The 16760-nt window shown below is 60.2% G+C and carries 15 protein-coding genes; 8 read left to right on the top strand and 7 right to left on the bottom strand.

Annotated elements, in window-relative coordinates; translation table 11 throughout:
- The first annotated feature begins 141 nt into the window (after positions 1–141).
- Positions 142–345, top strand: coding sequence for a cold-shock protein (locus tag BLU11_RS09120; RefSeq protein WP_090273045.1), 204 nt, complete (start codon positions 142–144; stop codon positions 343–345).
- A gap of 208 nt (positions 346–553) precedes the next feature.
- The gene (locus tag BLU11_RS09125) at positions 554–1132 is read left to right on the top strand and encodes a TetR/AcrR family transcriptional regulator (RefSeq protein WP_090273046.1); all 579 of its coding nucleotides are present in this window, start codon (positions 554–556) and stop codon (positions 1130–1132) included.
- Here the strand turns inward: BLU11_RS09125 and BLU11_RS09130 are convergent, their stop codons facing one another.
- On the bottom strand, positions 1133–1498 hold the full coding sequence (locus BLU11_RS09130; RefSeq protein WP_090273047.1) for a hypothetical protein: 366 nt from the start codon (positions 1496–1498) through the stop codon (positions 1133–1135).
- 67 nt (positions 1499–1565) lie between these two features.
- Between BLU11_RS09130 and BLU11_RS09135 the strand changes: the two genes are divergently transcribed.
- The gene (locus BLU11_RS09135) at positions 1566–3575 is read left to right on the top strand and encodes a S9 family peptidase (protein ID WP_090273048.1); all 2010 of its coding nucleotides are present in this window, start codon (positions 1566–1568) and stop codon (positions 3573–3575) included.
- Between the two features lie 113 nt (positions 3576–3688).
- Positions 3689–6088, top strand: a complete 2400-nt coding sequence (gene lon / locus BLU11_RS09140) for an endopeptidase La (RefSeq protein ID WP_090273049.1) — start codon at positions 3689–3691, stop codon at positions 6086–6088.
- A 42-nt stretch (positions 6089–6130) separates the two neighbouring features.
- Here lon and BLU11_RS09145 read toward each other — a convergent pair whose 3' ends face one another.
- Positions 6131–8053: a type IV pilus assembly protein FimV gene (locus BLU11_RS09145; protein ID WP_090273050.1), complete on the bottom strand. Its 1923-nt coding sequence runs from the start codon at positions 8051–8053 to the stop codon at positions 6131–6133.
- 330 nt (positions 8054–8383) lie between these two features.
- Here BLU11_RS09145 and cmoA point away from each other — a divergent pair, with 330 nt between their 5' ends.
- Together cmoA and cmoB are read left to right on the top strand one after the other, a co-directional pair.
- Positions 8384–9124, top strand: a complete 741-nt coding sequence (cmoA, locus tag BLU11_RS09150) for a carboxy-S-adenosyl-L-methionine synthase CmoA (RefSeq protein WP_090273051.1) — start codon at positions 8384–8386, stop codon at positions 9122–9124.
- Positions 9121–10092, top strand: coding sequence for a tRNA 5-methoxyuridine(34)/uridine 5-oxyacetic acid(34) synthase CmoB (cmoB, locus tag BLU11_RS09155; protein ID WP_090273052.1), 972 nt, complete (start codon positions 9121–9123; stop codon positions 10090–10092). Before cmoA ends, cmoB begins: the two co-directional genes overlap by 4 nt.
- Before the next feature lie 21 nt (positions 10093–10113).
- On the opposite strand, the gene BLU11_RS09160 is transcribed toward cmoB, so the two are convergent.
- From BLU11_RS09160 to BLU11_RS09170, 3 genes are read right to left on the bottom strand one after another with little or no spacing between them, the layout of a single operon-like run.
- A complete protein-coding gene (locus tag BLU11_RS09160; RefSeq protein ID WP_090273053.1) occupies positions 10114–10800 on the bottom strand; it encodes a hypothetical protein in 687 nt (228 codons plus the stop codon).
- Positions 10787–11815 carry a TIGR01620 family protein gene (locus BLU11_RS09165; RefSeq protein WP_090273054.1) on the bottom strand — a complete coding sequence of 343 codons (1029 nt, stop codon included), beginning with the start codon at positions 11813–11815 and terminating at the stop codon, positions 10787–10789. The genes BLU11_RS09160 and BLU11_RS09165 overlap by 14 nt, the downstream gene beginning before the upstream one ends.
- Positions 11812–13170 (bottom strand): YcjX family protein, encoded by a 1359-nt coding sequence (locus BLU11_RS09170; RefSeq protein WP_090273055.1) that lies wholly within the window; start codon positions 13168–13170, stop codon positions 11812–11814. Before BLU11_RS09170 ends, BLU11_RS09165 begins: the two co-directional genes overlap by 4 nt.
- Positions 13171–13237: 67 nt before the next feature.
- Between BLU11_RS09170 and BLU11_RS09175 the strand changes: the two genes are divergently transcribed.
- Positions 13238–13639, top strand: coding sequence for an NINE protein (locus tag BLU11_RS09175; RefSeq protein WP_090273056.1), 402 nt, complete (start codon positions 13238–13240; stop codon positions 13637–13639).
- A gap of 15 nt (positions 13640–13654) precedes the next feature.
- Here BLU11_RS09175 and BLU11_RS09180 read toward each other — a convergent pair whose 3' ends face one another.
- Together BLU11_RS09180 and rnd are read right to left on the bottom strand one after the other, a co-directional pair.
- On the bottom strand, positions 13655–13948 hold the full coding sequence (locus BLU11_RS09180) for a YcgL domain-containing protein (RefSeq protein ID WP_090273057.1): 294 nt from the start codon (positions 13946–13948) through the stop codon (positions 13655–13657).
- On the bottom strand, positions 13945–15099 hold the full coding sequence (gene rnd, locus BLU11_RS09185; RefSeq protein WP_407920233.1) for a ribonuclease D: 1155 nt from the start codon (positions 15097–15099) through the stop codon (positions 13945–13947). The genes BLU11_RS09180 and rnd overlap by 4 nt, the downstream gene beginning before the upstream one ends.
- Positions 15100–15303: 204 nt before the next feature.
- On the opposite strand from rnd, the gene BLU11_RS09190 reads away from it, so the two are divergent.
- Positions 15304–16740 carry a methyl-accepting chemotaxis protein gene (locus BLU11_RS09190; RefSeq protein WP_090273058.1) on the top strand — a complete coding sequence of 479 codons (1437 nt, stop codon included), beginning with the start codon at positions 15304–15306 and terminating at the stop codon, positions 16738–16740.
- The last annotated feature ends 20 nt before the right edge of the window (positions 16741–16760 follow it).

A 16760-nucleotide genomic window follows, 5' to 3' on the forward strand; every position in this document is an offset into this window, starting at 1 on the left:
GAGCGCGTAGGTTTTCAAGAGATAGAGTAGTAGGCTGCAAGCGCACTTTTAGTTCGTAAGTTTGTCATTCTCGCAATCTTTGATTCCCACGCTTTAATTGAGCTTTGCTCAAGTATTTCAATTTGATAGGAATTATCTGAAATGGCAACTGGTACAGTTAAGTGGTTCAACGACACTAAAGGCTTCGGCTTCATTACTCCGGACGGCGGCGGTGACGACCTGTTCGCCCACTTCTCCGAGATCAAGGTTCAAGGCTTCAAATCCCTTGCCGAAAACCAGAAGGTGTCTTTCGACATCACTACTGGTCCTAAGGGCAAGCAAGCTGCGAACATTCAGGTTATCTAATTTTTTAGAGACCTGAATAGAAAAACCCGGCTCCGGCCGGGTTTTTTAATGCCTGTCATTCCAGCAACCCACCCTGGACTGAAAAATCACTCGCCTGCACCGCCCCGACATCGTACCCTATGCCCATGATCCGAGGGGCGACAGATGTAGCCACCCCTTCTGCTCGCAGCCCCCCTATTCAGGCGTCCAGATTAAAGAGGTTCTCGCAGTGGACAGCAGCAACCAGAAACAGACCGATTCACTTCACCTGAGCTTGTTCCGCGCCGCAGAGGCCATCGTCAGTGAGCTCGGCGCATCCCAGCTGACCTTCGCCACATTGAGTGAGCGCACTGGTGTCGATGAAGCCACACTCAGCACTCTCTTTCCGGACCGCGAGGCCCTGCTCGCCGCCATGATAGAGCATCGTCTGGAGCGCTTCCGGGTACGCTGGGGCGCCTATGAAAGCGTGCTGCCCGATGAGCCCATGCGCGAACTGAAGGCGCTGCTGCTGAGCAACATGAGCGAGTCTACCGAAGAGAAGAACCTCGACTCGGCGATTTTCGCCGCAGCCGCCAGCAATCCGGCATTGCTGCGGACCACCTCGGATGATGTCCAGGGGTTGTTCGACATTCTCGAGAAATCACCACTGGGGCTGGCACAGGCCGCTGTGCTGTTTTTCTCGGTGCGCGGCTACCGCCTGTTCGAGCAGGTCGGTATCTGCCCCATGACCGACAGTCAGCGCACCGAGTTTCAGGAGCAGATCATGCGCCTGGCGCGCATCATGTACGAACAGAACAACGAAGAGTGATCAGGCGGCGGAGCGGTCTGCAGCGCTCCGCCAATATCGCCAGGCCAGGCGCAGGCAGACGAAGCCGATATAGGCCAGCGCGGCCAGCGCCATTGCCAAAGCCAGATCCCCCAGCAGTTTCGGCGCGTGCTCGCCGGTATCCAGCAGCATATCCAACGCCCAGCCAATGGCAGCTGGCGCCAACCAGGGCTCAAATGGCTCAACCCTCGATGGGGTAAACAGAATCACCGCCATCACCAACCACAGCGGCTCGCGCACAAACCACCACCCTATCCAGCGGGTCAATTGCGTCCAGACCAGCCAACAACAAGCTGCAGCGGCAAGATAAATCATCCACACTGTCTGGTATTCCGACTCGTTGAACATGCTGTTTGACCGGTTGGGAGTGAGCGAGCGTCTATAATAGCTTTTTTGCCCCTGGAGTCCTACAACCATGCCGTTATCAACTCGCCGTGATGCGACGCCTGACCCCTATGCCTGGCTGGAACAGCGCAACCTCGACGAAGTGATCAGCCATCTGAATGACGAAAACAGCCATACCGAACAGTGGCTGAGCACCCACAATGATCAACGGACACTCTTGTTTGAGGAAATCCGCGGACGCATCCGCGAGACCGATCTGTCCCTGCCTGCCGTCTGGGGGCCCTGGCTGTATTATCAGCGCACCGAAGCCGGGGCCGAATATCCTCGTTATTTCCGCAGCCCACGGCCAGCCGATAACAGCCTGCAAACCGATTCGGCGCAGGAAGAACTGCTGCTGGACCTGAATGAACTGGCCGGCGAAGACTTTCTGCAACTGGGCGACTTCGCCATCAGCCCCGACCACCAATGGCTTGCCTACAGCCTCGATCGCCAGGGTGACGAGACCTACTGCCTGTATCTCAAGCATCTGACCAGTGGCAACATCAGCGAACTGCCCCTGGACCAGGCGGATGGCAGCCTGGTCTGGGCCAACGACAGTGTCACCCTGTTCGCCGTCAGCATGGATGAGGCCTCGCGTCCGGCCACGCTCTGGCGCCTGCAGTTGGGAACCCCTGCGGTACGTGTCTACCACGAAGCGGATCAGCGCTTCTATCTGCATGCTTACCGCAGCAGCTCTGAACAATGGCTGATACTTGCCAGCGACAGCAAGAACACCAGTGAAGTGCGCGTAGTATCCGCCGAGCAGCCTGCCGGGGATTGGCAACTACTCGACCGGCGCACTACCGGGCATGAATATCATGTCGACCATGGCCCCCATGGGCTACTCATCCGCAGCAATGACCGCGGCGAGAACTTTGCTCTCTATTGCACCGATCCGCATCACCCGCTGCGGCGCAACTGGGAACTGCTGGTGGATGCCGACCCACAGCGTACGCTGGAAGATTTCAGCGTCCAACAGCATGGACTGCTGCTGCATTACCGCGAAGCAGGCCTGACTCGCCTGGAAGTTCGGCCAACAACCGGCGACCACTACGATGTGAGCATGCCGGACGCTGTCTACAGCCTGCACGTGCAAGGCGGCGAGGAATATGCCAGCGAGCATATCCGGCTACGCTATGAGTCGCTGAACCGCCCCGCCCAGGTACGCGCCCTGCATCTGCCCAGCGGTAACCAGAACATCCTGAAAGAGACCCCGGTCGAAGGCCGCTTCGATGCCAATGACTATGAGGTGCGTCGCGAGTGGGCAACCGCGCCGGATGGTACACGGATACCAATCAGCCTGGTGAGCCGGCCCAACAGCCTGGGAGCACCGGCCCCACTCTATCTCTATGGTTACGGCGCCTACGGCGCCAGCATGGACCCCTGGTTCTCGCATGCTCGCCTGTCACTGCTTGACCGCGGCTGGGTGTTCGCCATTGCCCACGTACGTGGCGGCGCCGACATGGGCGAGGCCTGGTACCAGCAGGGCAAGCTTGAACACAAGACCAATACCTTCAGCGACTTCATCGCCTGTGCCGAGCACCTGACCGACAAGCAGTACACCGACAATAACAAACTGGTCATCGCTGGCGGCAGCGCTGGCGGATTGTTGATCGGCAACGTTGTCAACCAGCGCCCGGAGCTGTTCGCCGCCGCCGTTGCCGATGTACCCTTCGTCGACGTATGGAATACCATGAACAACCCTGCCCTGCCGCTGACCATCGGCGAATACGAGGAATGGGGCGACCCGAACGAACCTGAGGTGGCAGAACGAATCAAGTCTTACGCTCCCTATGAGCAGGTCAGCGAGCAGGCCTACCCGGCGATGTTCGTCACCGCGGGCTATCACGATATGCGCGTGCAGTATTGGGAAGCCGCCAAATGGGTCGCGAAACTGCGTCACAGCAAGACCAATGACCATCCATTGTTGTTGCGCACCCAGATGAGCGCCGGGCACGGTGGCGCGAGTGGCCGCTATCAATCGATGAAGGAACTGGCCGAAGAGTACAGCTTCCTGCTGGCGGTTATTGAAGCCCATTGAGACGGCGGGGCGCCCCCTCAGCCAGATGCGCCCCTCTACCTACCAACCAACCATTGAAATACCCCGTCGCAGTCACCACCTCTGTATGACGACATTTGAAATAAGGGTGCTTCATGACTGATCAGGACGCCGTGCCGGACTACATCGAGCAGGAGCAGGCCGACCATCCCGGTACCGGGCTGGCAGTGCCAGACCAACGCCTGCCAAACAAACTCTATCTGCTTCCCATCACCAACCGGCCGTTCTTTCCAGCGCAGGTCATGCCGGTGGTGGTGAATGAGAATCCATGGGCAGAGACCATCGAGCGGGTTGCCAGCACCCCCCATCATGCACTCTCGCTGTTCTGGGTGGACCAGCCTCTGCCGGCCGACGGCACGCTCGACCCCGAGCTGCTGCCGAAGACCGGTTGTGCGGTAAAGATTCACCAGGCAGTCAAGGAAGACGGCAAGATCCAGTTCATCGCCCAGGGACTGACCCGCGTGCGGATAACCCGGTGGCTGAGCCGCAAGCCGCCCTATCTGGTGGAAGTTGAATACGCTGACGCCCCCAGCGATGAGCGTGATGAAGTGCGTGCCTACGCCATGGCCCTGATCAATTCGATCAAGGAATTGCTGCCGTTGAATCCGCTGTACAGCGAAGAGCTGAAGCATTACCTGAACCGTTTCAGCCCGAATCAACCTTCGCCGCTGTCAGACTTTGCTGCCGCGTTGACCTCGGCCAAGGGCAGCGAACTGCAGGACGTGCTGGATACCGTTCCCGTGTTGCGGCGCATGCAGAAGGTACTGGTTCTGCTCAAGCAGGAGACCGACGTCGCCCGTCTGCAGGGCGAAATCAGCGCCGAGGTCAACCGCACCATCAGCGATCAGCAGCGCAAGTTCTTCCTCAAGGAGCAACTCAAGGTCATTCAAAAGGAGCTTGGGCTGTCCAAGGACGACCGCACCGCCGATATCGAACAGTTCCGCGAGCGCCTGAAAGGTAAACAACTGCCCGAGGCGGCGCAGGACAAGATCGAAGAAGAACTCAACAAGCTTTCGGTTCTGGAAACGGGCTCTCCGGAATATGCTGTCACCCGTAATTATCTGGATTGGGCCACCGCCATGCCCTGGGGCCTGACACATACCGACAAGCTTGATATCCCGCGTGCCCGGCGCATTCTGGATCGTGATCATGATGGGCTGGAAGACGTGAAACAGCGCATCCTCGAATTCCTCGCGCTGGGTACTTTCAAGGGCTCCGTGGGGGGATCGATCATATTGCTGGTCGGTCCGCCCGGCGTGGGCAAGACCAGTATCGGCCACTCCATCGCCGAAAGTCTTGGCCGCCCCTTCTATCGTTTCAGCGTAGGCGGGATGCGTGACGAAGCCGAGATCAAGGGGCATCGGCGGACCTATATCGGCGCCATGCCGGGCAAGTTCGTGCAGGCGCTGAAGGACGTCAAGGTGATGAACCCGGTGATCATGCTCGATGAGATCGACAAGCTCGGCAGCAGCCATCAGGGCGACCCAGCCTCGGCGCTGCTGGAAACGCTGGATCCGGAGCAGAACAATCAGTTCCTCGATCACTATCTGGATCTGCGTCTGGATCTGTCCAAGGTGCTCTTCGTCTGCACCGCCAATACGCTGGACAGCATTCCCGGACCGCTGCTCGATCGCATGGATGTAATTCGCCTGTCCGGCTACATCGCTGAGGAAAAACTGGCTATCGCCAAGCATCATCTGTGGCCCCGCCAATTGGAGCGAGCAGGCCTGCGCAAGAGTCAGCTACGCATCACCGACAAGGCTCTGCGCCAGGTGATCGAAGGCTACGCCCGGGAAGCCGGAGTACGCAACCTGGAAAAACAGCTGGCGAAAGTGGTGCGTAAATCGGTAATGAAGCTCATCGATGAGCCGGACCAGAAGCTGAGCATCAAGCCGGAGAGCTTGCAGGAATTGCTCGGCACCCCGGCCTTCCGCACCGAGAAGCCCCTCAAGGGCGTCGGGGTAGTGACCGGGCTGGCGTGGACCTCAATGGGCGGCGCGACCCTGCCGATCGAAGCCAATCGGGTGCACACCCTGAACCGTGGATTCAAGCTCACCGGCAAGCTGGGCGAGGTAATGAAGGAGTCGGCGGAGATTGCCTACAGCTATATCTGCGCCAATCTGCGGGAATACCAAGCGGATACGGCCTTCTTTGACGAAGCCTTCGTGCACATGCACGTGCCCGAGGGAGCCACGCCCAAGGATGGCCCCAGCGCCGGGGTAACCATGGCCAGCTCCCTGCTCTCCCTGGCTCGCAACAAGGCGCCCAGAACCGGCGTCGCCATGACCGGGGAAATCACGCTCACCGGGCAGGTACTGCCGGTGGGCGGCATCCGCGAAAAGGCCATTGCCGCGCGCAGACAGTCCATTTTCGAGCTGATATTGCCGGAAGCCAACCGGGGTGATTACGAGGAGCTGCCCGATTATCTACAGGCCGGTATGACCATCCATTTTGCTGCGCGTTACAGCGATGTGGCCAAGGTGTTATTTGACTGATCGCAAGCCGTGAACCCAGGCGTCCTTCGGACGCCGTCGCGCTCAGCGGTCCTTGCGCTGATCATCCCCGGGCCGTTCGAGGTGGCTGGAGAAGTCGTCTTCCAGCTCACCAATCTCGGGGAAGTCAGTCAGATTGCTTTCGAAATCGGGCTCGGCAGCAGGAGCTCGACGAGCAGCCCGATCAGATGACTTTGCATCCAACCCATCGATAAGGTCCCAATCGGCGTCCAGATCGAAGCCATCCAGATCCAGCGTGGATCGTTCAACATCCGCATTATCGGCAAACATGGCCGTAGTCGACTGCTGCGCCGGCTGTGCCAGATCGGTACGCAAGGCATTGCGAATCTGCGGATAGCGCGCCTTGAGCTCCTCAACCTGAAGAGAGTCACCGCCCAACGCATGTACCGCCACCGCCTGCTCAGCGAAGGCCGGCGCATCGCCCAGCTCAGCCAGCACCCCCAGCTGACTCAGGCGCAGATCGACCCGGGTCGGCTCCATGTTGATTGCCTTGTCGAGCATATTGCGGGCTTCGACAAAGCGACCATAGGTAATATACAACTCCACCCCTTCCAGTGGATCGACAGGGCGGGTGCCGGGCACGGTTATCGGCGGCGGCTCCGGGTGCGGCATGACAGTTGGCGCAGCTTCGGGTTGTCGACGTTGCCGACGCAATACCAGGACACCCGGGATGCCCGCCAGCAGCGCCAGCAGAATTGCCCACCAGCCATTGCTCGATTGCGCTGGCTCAGCGGCAGACTCCGGTTCCGCTGGCGCCTGTGTCAGGTCCGGCACTTGCCGTTCAATTGCACCGGCCACCGGCGGCTCTTCCGCAGGTTCAAGGCTGCCACCCGCTACCGGCTGAGTATCCGCAGGAACTGCTGCTTCACCCTCCGTCGTGGTGGCCTGCTCCGGCAACTCGGCATCGCGCGCCCGGCGCAGCACTTCAATTTCTGCCTGCAGGCTGGCAATCTGACGATCCCGCGCATCAAGCTCGCTCAGCAGCGCATTGAAGCGAGACTCGATCTCGTCGAGGCGGGCATGCAATTGCGCATTTTCAGCCGCTGCAGCTTGCAGCACCGGCTCTTCGATGCGCAGCCGCGCGCGATCAGCTGTCGATGCGGGGACGTCTGTCGGCGGATCTGCCGGAGCGCCGGCCTGTGTCATGGCAGCAGCCGTTTCGGCATTCAACTCCGGGCCTGAGGCCGCGGGCGCGGCTACCATTGCCGATCCGCCGGTCGCATCCACCTGGGGTGCGGTCGGCAGAATCAATGTCTGCCCGGTACGCAACCGGTTAATGTCACCATTCACGAAGGCGTCCGGGTTGAGCGCACGAATGGCCAGCATTTGCCGGCGCACCGGCACCGTTTCGTCGGGCCGGGTCGTCTGCGCAATAACCCAGAGGCTGTCACCCGCCGCTGTCTGATAATGCTGGGCACCAGGCTGCGGCTGAAGATCAGGCAGCGCTGGCTGCGCCGCCTGCCGAGCTGGCCGTGACACGTCGTGCGTCGTGGCAGATTCGGATGCCGCCACAACATGCGCGGAAGCAGTGAGCACTGGCGCAGGCTGATACAGCGGCGGGTCCAGCAGCACGGTATATTCGCGCAGCAACAAGCCGCCGGGGCGATGCAGCTGCACCAGGAAATTGAGATAAGGCTCATTGACCGGTCGATTGGATTCCACCCGTACCGCGAGCCGCTGGTTCACCAGCACCGGAGTGAAGCGCAGCTCGGTGAGAAAGTAAGGGCGCTCAATGCCTACCCTCGAAAAAGCCGCGGCGTCAGCAAGGGACACCCTGATATCGGCGGGCGTAAGACCCTCCGCTCCATGCAGCTCGATAACCGCATTGAGCGGTTGGTTGAGTGCTGAATCCAGCTGCACTTCGCCCAGCCCCAGCGCATAGCTGCTGCCCGCGTATAAAGCAGCCAACGAGGCCACTCCAACGATTACCCGGCGATGGACGTTCATTTTCCCTTCCTTACTTTCGTGATGACTGTTCCCGATTCGCCAACAAGCGAATCAGTGGTGATAACGTCCAGCGGGCACGCATCGTTTGAAATTATTATGCCACTACAATACTGCCATGCGAACCGCGATCTTGTCACAAACCCGTCAAATAAATTACGATTCATTTCTCATTCAGACGAACAGCCATGGAATTGACGCAACCAAGCCCGGCCCCTGCTGGCAGCCTACCGATAAGGTGACTGTGCTGACAATGCTCCTTCACGTGCGCGCTGCCAAGAGCGCCACCAGTTGGGGTAAACTGTCGCTTTGCCAATCCAGCTGGACCCTCCAATGAGCGATGTAGACAAGCTGTTCGCAGCCCCGCTGCCGCAGATCAGTGATTTTGTTTTCGATCACAACGTGGCGCGGGTTTTCCCCGACATGATCAAGCGTTCGATCCCCGGTTATCCCACCATAGTGGAGAACATCGGCGTGATCTCGGCCCAGTACGCCCAACCCGGCACCTTGATCTACGATCTGGGTTGCTCACTCGGCGCCGCTACCCAGTCCATGCGCCGGCACCTGGCTGGTGGGGACAGCCGGATCATAGCAGTCGACAATGCCGAAGCCATGACCGTGCGCTGCCGCGAGTATCTCGCCGCGCAGGATTCAATGATGGAAGAGCTGGTGCCGACGACCGTCGTGCATGAGGACATTCTGCAACTGGAGTTGGAGCCCTGTTCGGTGGTGGTGTTGAATTTCACGTTGCAGTTCATCGCACCCGAGCGCCGTCTGGAATTGCTCACCCGCATTCGTCAGGCCTTGTTGCCCGGCGGCGTCCTGATCCTCTCGGAAAAATTCCGTTTCTCCGATCCGGCTACACAGCAGCACTTGGAGCAAGTGCATTACGCCTTCAAGCGTGCCAATGGTTACAGCGAGCTGGAAATTGCCCAGAAGCGCAGCGCCATTGAGAACATCATGCTGCTGGATACCCGGGAAGCGCATCTGGAGCGCCTGCAGTCTGCCGGTTTCAGCCACGCCTGTAACTGGTTCCAGTGCCTCAACTTCGGTTCAATAATGGCTCACGCATGATCGACTATTCCCGCTTGTACCGCGACCTCGGCGATACCCCCCTGAAGGATTGGCTGGCTGACCTGCCAGCCGCACTGGAACGCCGACTGACGGATGCACGCCGGCACGGCGACCTGCCGCGTTGGCAGGCCTGTCTGGAACAGTTGCCCGACCTGCTGCCCGGCACACTGGAGCTGCAACAGGCGGTGCGTATCGGTCTGGCCGGGGACCTGCCCACCGACCAGCAGCAGGCTCTGGGCGTCGCCCTTCAAGGCCTGCATCCCTGGCGCAAGGGTCCCTTCGAGTTGTTTGGCGTGCATATCGATACCGAGTGGCGCTCGGATTGGAAATGGGACCGTATCGCGCCGCATTTTGATCTTCAGGGCAAGCGCGTTCTGGACGTGGGTTGCGGCAACGGTTATCACATGTGGCGCATGTGGCAGGATGGCGCGAGCATGGTCATCGGCGTGGACCCGAACTTGCTGTTTCTCACCCAGTTCCAAGCCATTCGCCGCTATCTGCCCGAGGCGCCGGTCTGGCAGCTGCCATTTACCCTGGAAGAACTGCCCGAACCCTCCGGCGGTTTCGATACGGTGTTTTCCATGGGCGTGCTGTATCACCGACGCTCGCCGCTGGATCATCTGTTGCAATTGAAGGCCTGCCTGCGCCCCGGTGGCGAGCTGGTGCTGGAAACCCTGGTGATAGAAGGTGACGAGCAGCAGTGCCTGATCCCCGAAGACCGTTATGCACAGATGCGCAACGTCTGGTTTCTGCCATCGGTAGCCATGCTGGAACGCTTTCTGCGCCGCTGTGGATACACGGATGTGCGCTGTGTCGACGTGAACCGCACCAGCCAGAATGAACAGCGCAGTACCGGGTGGATGCGCTTTCAGTCACTGCCGGACTTTCTCGACCCCGGCAACCCGCTACTCACCTGTGAAGGTTATCCGGCACCGCTGCGCGCGACTCTGCTGGCTACCCGCCCCTGAAAGCCGTTTCTCCGTCCGGCGTCAGCCTGCAGCAAAGCGCAGGCTGACGATCCAGCCCAGGGCCAGCCACGCGGGTGGTATTTCCGGCCAGTCATCATCGCCCAGACTACCCAGGTCGTAGCCTGACACGCCGGCTCGCGCCAGCAATCGCTCCAGCCACCATTGCAGACAAGCGCCATCACCCATGACGTGTCGATTGGCCATATCAGTACGCAAACGTATGGGCAGTGACTCGAACAGCAGAATGTCGATAGCCGGAAAAATCTTGCGCTCATTATCCAGGTAGGCGGAACGTGCGGCCGGGGTCAGCTTCAGCAGCCGCGCCAGCGTCTCGAGTTGCGCGGCATATTGCCGGTGACTGTGCAACGGGTCCAGTCGCTGCCGCCACTCCAGCTCCAACTGCTCCACCGCTTCAACCAGTGCCAGCGCACCAGCAGCGGGAGCATCCAGCAGACTACCCAGCAATTGCCGCTGCTCAAGCGGCACCGGCTGCAGCAACAGCGCAAGCTCTGCACTGCTGGAACCTGGCTGCGGCTGCCAGTTACCCAGACGGCCATCAGGCAAACCGCCGGCGCGGGCGCAGCGTACCGGCCAGGTAGCCGGCAGCAGCTGCTCGCGCAAGGCAGACAGGTGTTCGGCCAAGGTGTCTGTCTGCCGGCTCAGCCAGCACTCTGCCTGCCAGCGCCGACGGGATTTATATTTTGTCATCCGTCACCTTGCCCAATCGTTCCCTGATGCCTTGAATGATGCCTCGGTTATCTTCAGCAAGCATCTCCCGGTTCGGCAACGGAACGGCACGACACAGGTCCAGGGTGAAGTGCCCGAGCCGGGCGCTGTACAAGCCAACGCCAACACCCTGTCCCACCCGCGCGGCGAGTTTTTCCAGTACCCCCGACAGCAAGCTGTCGCTGAGCGCGCCTATGGCCATTTCACTGCCTCCGGCCAAGGCGATATTTCTCAGCACATGGCGCGCCAGACGCCAACTGCTCAACTGGCTCATGGGCAACCCGAAGCACACGGCGACCCGCTGCATCATGCGCACGTTGCGCCACACCACCAACAGCAGATCGACCGTCACCCAGGGGCTGGTCGCGACCAGCAGGCCGGTACCTACTGCCTCCCGGCGCAGCATCCGCCGGGCCTGCGTATCCAGTGGTTGATAGAACAGCAGGTTCAACCGACGACTGACTTCCTCGGCACTGTGCGAGGTGTCCAGATCCGCGCAGGCGGTGGTCATTCGCGCGCGCAAGGGCGTATTCTGATAAAGCATCTGCAGTCGATCAAGCCAGTCCACGCTCAGACGTTCGCGCGGGTCCGCCAGGACAGCCTGCATTTCCAGGCGCAACTGCTCCAGATCCGTCAGCCGTGCCCGTTGCCTGCGCACATCCACCCAGGCCTTGAGACCAGTCCCGGCCAGAGCAGCCCCCAGCAGTCCGACCAGCGTTCCGGCCAGCGGTTGCCAATGCCAGGCAGCCAGGGTCCACTGGCCCCATTCAAGTGCGGCACCACCCAGTACCACTGCACCGACCAGCTTGCCCAAGCGGCTTGGCCAGCGGCTGCGCGGCGGTGCGTTCAGCAATCCCGGCTCGGGCAATTCCGCCGCAACCGCCTGTTCCCGTGGCGTCAGCGTGACGTCGCCGAGGATCCGCGTTCGCAGAGTATCTTCGGTGATGGCCGGCTCGCTCATGGTTTCCAGAATCCGGGTCTTGGGTTGATCATTCATAGTGCGTGTCCCTCCACCATCCAACCGATCAGATCATCCATACGGTACTGGGGAAAAGGCTCGTTACGGTGCAATCCGGCAGGTGGGCGCAACTGCAGCAGCTCCGGCCCACTGATCTGCAGATCCAGCGGCAGGTGCTCGGGAACTCCACCCGGTTGATAACGCACCCAGCCACTCTGCCCTTCCAGCCCGGCGACCAAGGCATCACCTTCCTGGCGCGTGGCGCGCACCGCCGCCAGGGGAAATCCGCGTACCCGCACACCACCGTGGCGCACATCCGCCAGGCTGTCGGTCAACAGATCCTCCAGGCATTGCTGCACCGCGCGCTGCTGGCCTGGCGCGACCTGATCCACCTTGGTAGCGCACACCGCCAGCTGACTGATGCGCGGCCGAAACAGCCGGCTCAGCAAACTGTCACGACCATAGCGGAAACTCTGCAGCACCGACTCCAGCGCCGCTTTCAGATCAGTGAGCGCAGGCTGCCCGGCATCCATGGGACCAAGCATGTCGACCAGCAGTATCTGTCGATCCAACCGGCTGAAATGCTCGTCATAAAAACCCTTCACCACGTAGTCGCGATAATAGCGGAAGCGTGCTTCGCAAGCCGACCACCAACTACCGGCGTCACCCTGAGTATGACGATTGGCACTGAGCAACGGGACAAACAGCAGCATCTCGGCAGCGATACCACTACCCGGCAACAGGAAACGCCCCGGCTGGTTGCGGGATAACCCCGCCTCGCTGCGACTGCGCTGCAGAAAGTCGGTCCAGGCGGCGGCCAGCTCGGCGAGCTGAGCTGCGTCCTGCGGTGCCTGTGGGTCAATCGCGGCGAGCGCCTCACGCAGCGGCCCGGCAATACTGCACCGCGGCTCGGCATCCAGCCAGGCGCGCATCTGCTCACACCACTGCCCGTAGTCCATGTCCAGTAACGGCAGGTCAAGCAGCCATTCACCGGGGTAATCGAGAATCTCGATACGCAGCGACCGGGTGCTCTGCAAGCGCTTGAGCAGACCGGTCTGACGAAAGCGCAGATCTATCACCACCCGCGACAGGTCTCGAGTGGACTCGGGCCAACGCGCAGGTTCGCCGGCGAGGGCTTCCAGCGCCTGCAGATAGGCGAAGGGTTGCTCTACGCCATCGCGCTGCCAACGCACTGCTTCCAATCGGTCAAAGGGCGCACGCCGCGCCAGCAACCCGCGCTGATGGTTCTCCAGCTGATTGATCAGACTGGTAATGAAGGTCGTCTTGCCCGCTCGACTGAGCCCGGTGACACCGATGCGCAGATGCGGACTACCCAGGCTGGCTGCTTGTTGCCGAACGCTTTCCAGCCACTGCGGTTGCTTTATTCCTGGCATGCAGGCACTCCCGGAATGATTTATGGTCTATGGGCAGTATCGCACAACAAGGCTAGGGAAAATTTCAATGGCATATGCAGACACGCACAGCAAGGCCGTAGGTTACCTGCTGTGGATTTTCGGGTTCATGGGCGCGCACCGTTTCTACTACGGCAAACCCTGGACCGGCACCCTGTATTTCTTCACATTGGGCCTGTTCTTCATCGGCTGGATCATCGACCTGTTCCTGATCCCATCCATGGATGACCAGGCTGATCAGCGTTTTCGCAGCGGTCGAGTCAATTTCAATCTGACCTGGATCCTGCTGACCTTTCTCGGGGTCTTCGGCGCCCACCGCTTATATATGGGCAAGTGGATCACCGCCATCATCTATTTCTGCACTGGCGGCCTGTTCCTGCTGGGCGTGTTGTATGACTACTGGACACTCAACGAACAGATTTCAGTGAAGAACATGGAAAAGGCCTGGTAACTCCAAGGCCTGCTCCTATACGGGATCGTTACGAGTCAGCAGCTCATCAGGAAGATGGACTATCCAGCCTTCCTGCTGCGGCGGCATCTGCAGGTGATAGCCCTGGTCTTTCAGGTTGGTCAGTACCTGCAGAATGTCTTCGCGTGCCAGTTTGCGCTCTTCGCTGAGCACCATATCCATAGCGTGTTCGGGCTTGCCAAACAGCTTCAACAAGGGCTCCGGCACTTCAGTGACGCCTTTTTCCCTGGGCACGTACAGATACATGCCGTCCTTGCGCGTGCTTCGATAGATGGAACACAGCACCTTCATGCGGTCTGCCCCTTGGTGGAGAATTGATTTGCCAGTGCCAACAGTTCCTCGCCCATCAGCTCGCGTCGCCAGCCGGTAAGCTCCTTCGGCAAGCTATATGGGCCGCATGGATAACCGGTGCGCACCATGGCTTCGAGCACCTTCTTGCGCAATATGATCTCGCTCGCCATACCCAGCCGCTCGGCGTGCTGCTGACCGACCTTGCGCAGCGTTTTCAGCAGTCGATTGGCATCGGCTGGCAGAGGCTCCGGCACGGACTGCGGCCATTGCTCCTGCGGCAGCGCCTGCCCCTGACGGATCAGGTCCAGAATGACCTCTCCATCCTGACGCACCGTGCGCGGATGCATATCATCCAGTCGTGCCAATGCCTGCAGTGAATCAGGTTGCCGCTGCGCCAGGGGACACAATGTGGCCTCCCTCAGAAGACGATTGCGTGCCTGATCGCGCTGCCGCGCCTGATGTTCACGCCAGTCACACAACAGCTGCAGAATAGCCAACTCGGCGGGTTTGAGCCGCCAGGCCTGCTTGATCCGGTGATAGGCCTCGGCCGGCTCCACCATCACCCGGGCATTGGCGACCATATCGGCGGTATCTTCCAGCAACCAATCGGTGAGGCCAGCGGCCTCGATACGCGGCGCCAGTAGTTTATAGACCGCCGCCAGATGCACAGTATCGTCGGCAGCATATTGCAGCTGTCTGTCGCTCAATGGCCGCTGCAACCAATCCGAGCGGGTCACGTCCTTGGGCAGTTCGATGTCCAGCAGCGCACTCACCAGTCGCGAATAGCCCATGGAAAAATCCATACCCAGAAAAGCCGCGGCCAGCTGCGTATCGAACAGCGGTGCGGGCAAGGCGCCACAAAGATGCAGGAACACTTCCAGATCCTCGCCACAGGCGTGCAACACCTTGACCACAGCAGGGCTTTCCAGCAGCGCGACCAATGGCGACCAGTCGGTAATGGCCAGCGGATCGATCAGAAAGGCGCGTTCGCCATCGCCGATCTGGATCAGCCCGGCGATCGGGAAGAAGGTTTCCGTGCGGACAAACTCGGTATCCACTGCCACAAAGGGTAATTGCAGCCACTGCTTGCACCAGTCGGCCAGGTCGGCGTTCTGGTCGATCATGAGAGGGCGAGCCTCGGTTGAGGTCATAAAATATTGTTTCCTTGGCCTGAGCGCACAGTATAACCGACCCATTCCCTCACGCGGACTGCAACTTTCAACGGATGTGTGCAACCACCGATTTTTTCTTTCCCAAGGGGTCAAGATTGATGCACATCAACCGATATAGAGCCATGGCCTTATAGTATGCGCTGCCCGAAGGCCAATCGGAGCAGAACCCACCAAGGAGTCAGCATGGCGTTTTTTCAGCACCTACAGCTCAAGTACAAATTCTGGGCTGTCAACAGCGTGACCTTCATCAGCACCATGTTACTGGTACTGGTCGCGCTCTGGGTGGAGCAGGACCGGATTCATGTGGTGCGTCAGGAGTTGGCCCGCGACATGGTTCTGAGTTCCAGCACGGATACCACCCCTGCCGGGCTGCGCTGGTTGAATGCAGCCTCCTCCAATGGAACTGCCACCCCTTCAGCGCAGTGGATTCCGGCGAGCCGCTTGAACGTCCCGGCGACAGCCAACCTGCACGGCGCCTGGTTAGCCAGCCGTAACGGCGAAGCACAACTGCTCGGCATCGAAAGGCAGGATTATCTCGGCTTACTGCTGGATCGCGCACCGCTTTATGCCATCGTGGTATTGCTGTTGATGCTCGGCGTGCTCGGTGTCTCCCAGCTGCTCATATCCTTTATCACCCGTAATATCCTCGTCCTCCGCGATGCCATGCTCAAGGTTCAGCAAACTGGTGATCTGACCTTACGTGCTGCCGTTGCCTCACGGGATGAGGTTGGCGCCATGGCGCAGGCCTTCAACGCCATGCAGACCGCCCAGCAGGAGGTGGTCGGCACCGTGCGCCAGGCCGCCAGGCAACTGGAACAGGGTACTGATGAAATGGCTCGCCTGATGACCGGGGTAAAGGATGGCATGGTTACCCAGCAAGGCGAAACCGATATGGTCGCCGCCGCCGTCAACGAAATGAGCGCCACTGTCCAGGACATTGCCGGCAACACTGCCGTCACCCGCGATCAATCCACCCAGGCAGATACATTGGCGCGCGACGGGCAGGATCAGGTGTTGCGCGTCAGCCAGACCATTACCGGGCTGGCCACCAGCATCGAGCGCTGCACCCAGCATATGCAGAAGCTCGAAGGCCACAGTCAGGAAATCAGCGGCGTCGTACGGGTGATCCGCGAAATAGCCGAACAGACCAATCTGCTTGCCCTCAACGCGGCCATCGAAGCCGCCCGGGCCGGCGAATCCGGTCGCGGCTTTGCTGTGGTGGCTGACGAAGTGCGGGCGCTGGCGCAACGCGTGCAGAGCTCCACCGATGAAATTCAGCGCATGATCGAGGCCCTGCAGGGCGGCACTCACAACGCCGTGACGGAAATGCAGGACAGCGCCCGACTGACCCATGCCTCGGTCGAACAGGTAGAGCAAGCCGGTACTGCGCTGGCGGAGATCACTGCCTCGGTAAGTCAGATCAGCGATGGCAACAGCGAGATCGCCTCTGCGGTCGAACAACAGAGCGAGGCAGCCGAGTCCATCACCCAGAGCATTATCCAGATTCGGGATGTGACCGAGCAGACCGTGATGCAGACTGTTCAGAGTGCTGCAACCAGCGAACAGCTGGCAACGCTTGCTCATCAGTTGACTGACGCGGTGGGACGACTGAAGACCTGAGTCCGCGCTCCCCTCAACGT

The organism is Halopseudomonas litoralis (assembly GCF_900105005.1).
Classification (GTDB): domain Bacteria; phylum Pseudomonadota; class Gammaproteobacteria; order Pseudomonadales; family Pseudomonadaceae; genus Halopseudomonas; species Halopseudomonas litoralis.

Coding starts and splice junctions, on each gene's coding strand:
- BLU11_RS09120 (WP_090273045.1), top strand. CDS start 142: ATGGCAACTGGTACAGTTAAGTGGTTCAACGACACTAAAGGCTTCGGC.
- BLU11_RS09130 (WP_090273047.1), bottom strand. CDS start 1,498: ATGTTCAACGAGTCGGAATACCAGACAGTGTGGATGATTTATCTTGCC.
- BLU11_RS09135 (WP_090273048.1), top strand. CDS start 1,566: ATGCCGTTATCAACTCGCCGTGATGCGACGCCTGACCCCTATGCCTGG.
- lon (WP_090273049.1), top strand. CDS start 3,689: ATGACTGATCAGGACGCCGTGCCGGACTACATCGAGCAGGAGCAGGCC.
- BLU11_RS09145 (WP_090273050.1), bottom strand. CDS start 8,053: ATGAACGTCCATCGCCGGGTAATCGTTGGAGTGGCCTCGTTGGCTGCT.
- cmoA (WP_090273051.1), top strand. CDS start 8,384: ATGAGCGATGTAGACAAGCTGTTCGCAGCCCCGCTGCCGCAGATCAGT.
- cmoB (WP_090273052.1), top strand. CDS start 9,121: ATGATCGACTATTCCCGCTTGTACCGCGACCTCGGCGATACCCCCCTG.
- BLU11_RS09160 (WP_090273053.1), bottom strand. CDS start 10,800: ATGACAAAATATAAATCCCGTCGGCGCTGGCAGGCAGAGTGCTGGCTG.
- BLU11_RS09165 (WP_090273054.1), bottom strand. CDS start 11,815: ATGAATGATCAACCCAAGACCCGGATTCTGGAAACCATGAGCGAGCCG.
- BLU11_RS09170 (WP_090273055.1), bottom strand. CDS start 13,170: ATGCCAGGAATAAAGCAACCGCAGTGGCTGGAAAGCGTTCGGCAACAA.
- BLU11_RS09175 (WP_090273056.1), top strand. CDS start 13,238: ATGGCATATGCAGACACGCACAGCAAGGCCGTAGGTTACCTGCTGTGG.
- BLU11_RS09180 (WP_090273057.1), bottom strand. CDS start 13,948: ATGAAGGTGCTGTGTTCCATCTATCGAAGCACGCGCAAGGACGGCATG.
- rnd (WP_407920233.1), bottom strand. CDS start 15,099: ATGACCTCAACCGAGGCTCGCCCTCTCATGATCGACCAGAACGCCGAC.
- BLU11_RS09190 (WP_090273058.1), top strand. CDS start 15,304: ATGGCGTTTTTTCAGCACCTACAGCTCAAGTACAAATTCTGGGCTGTC.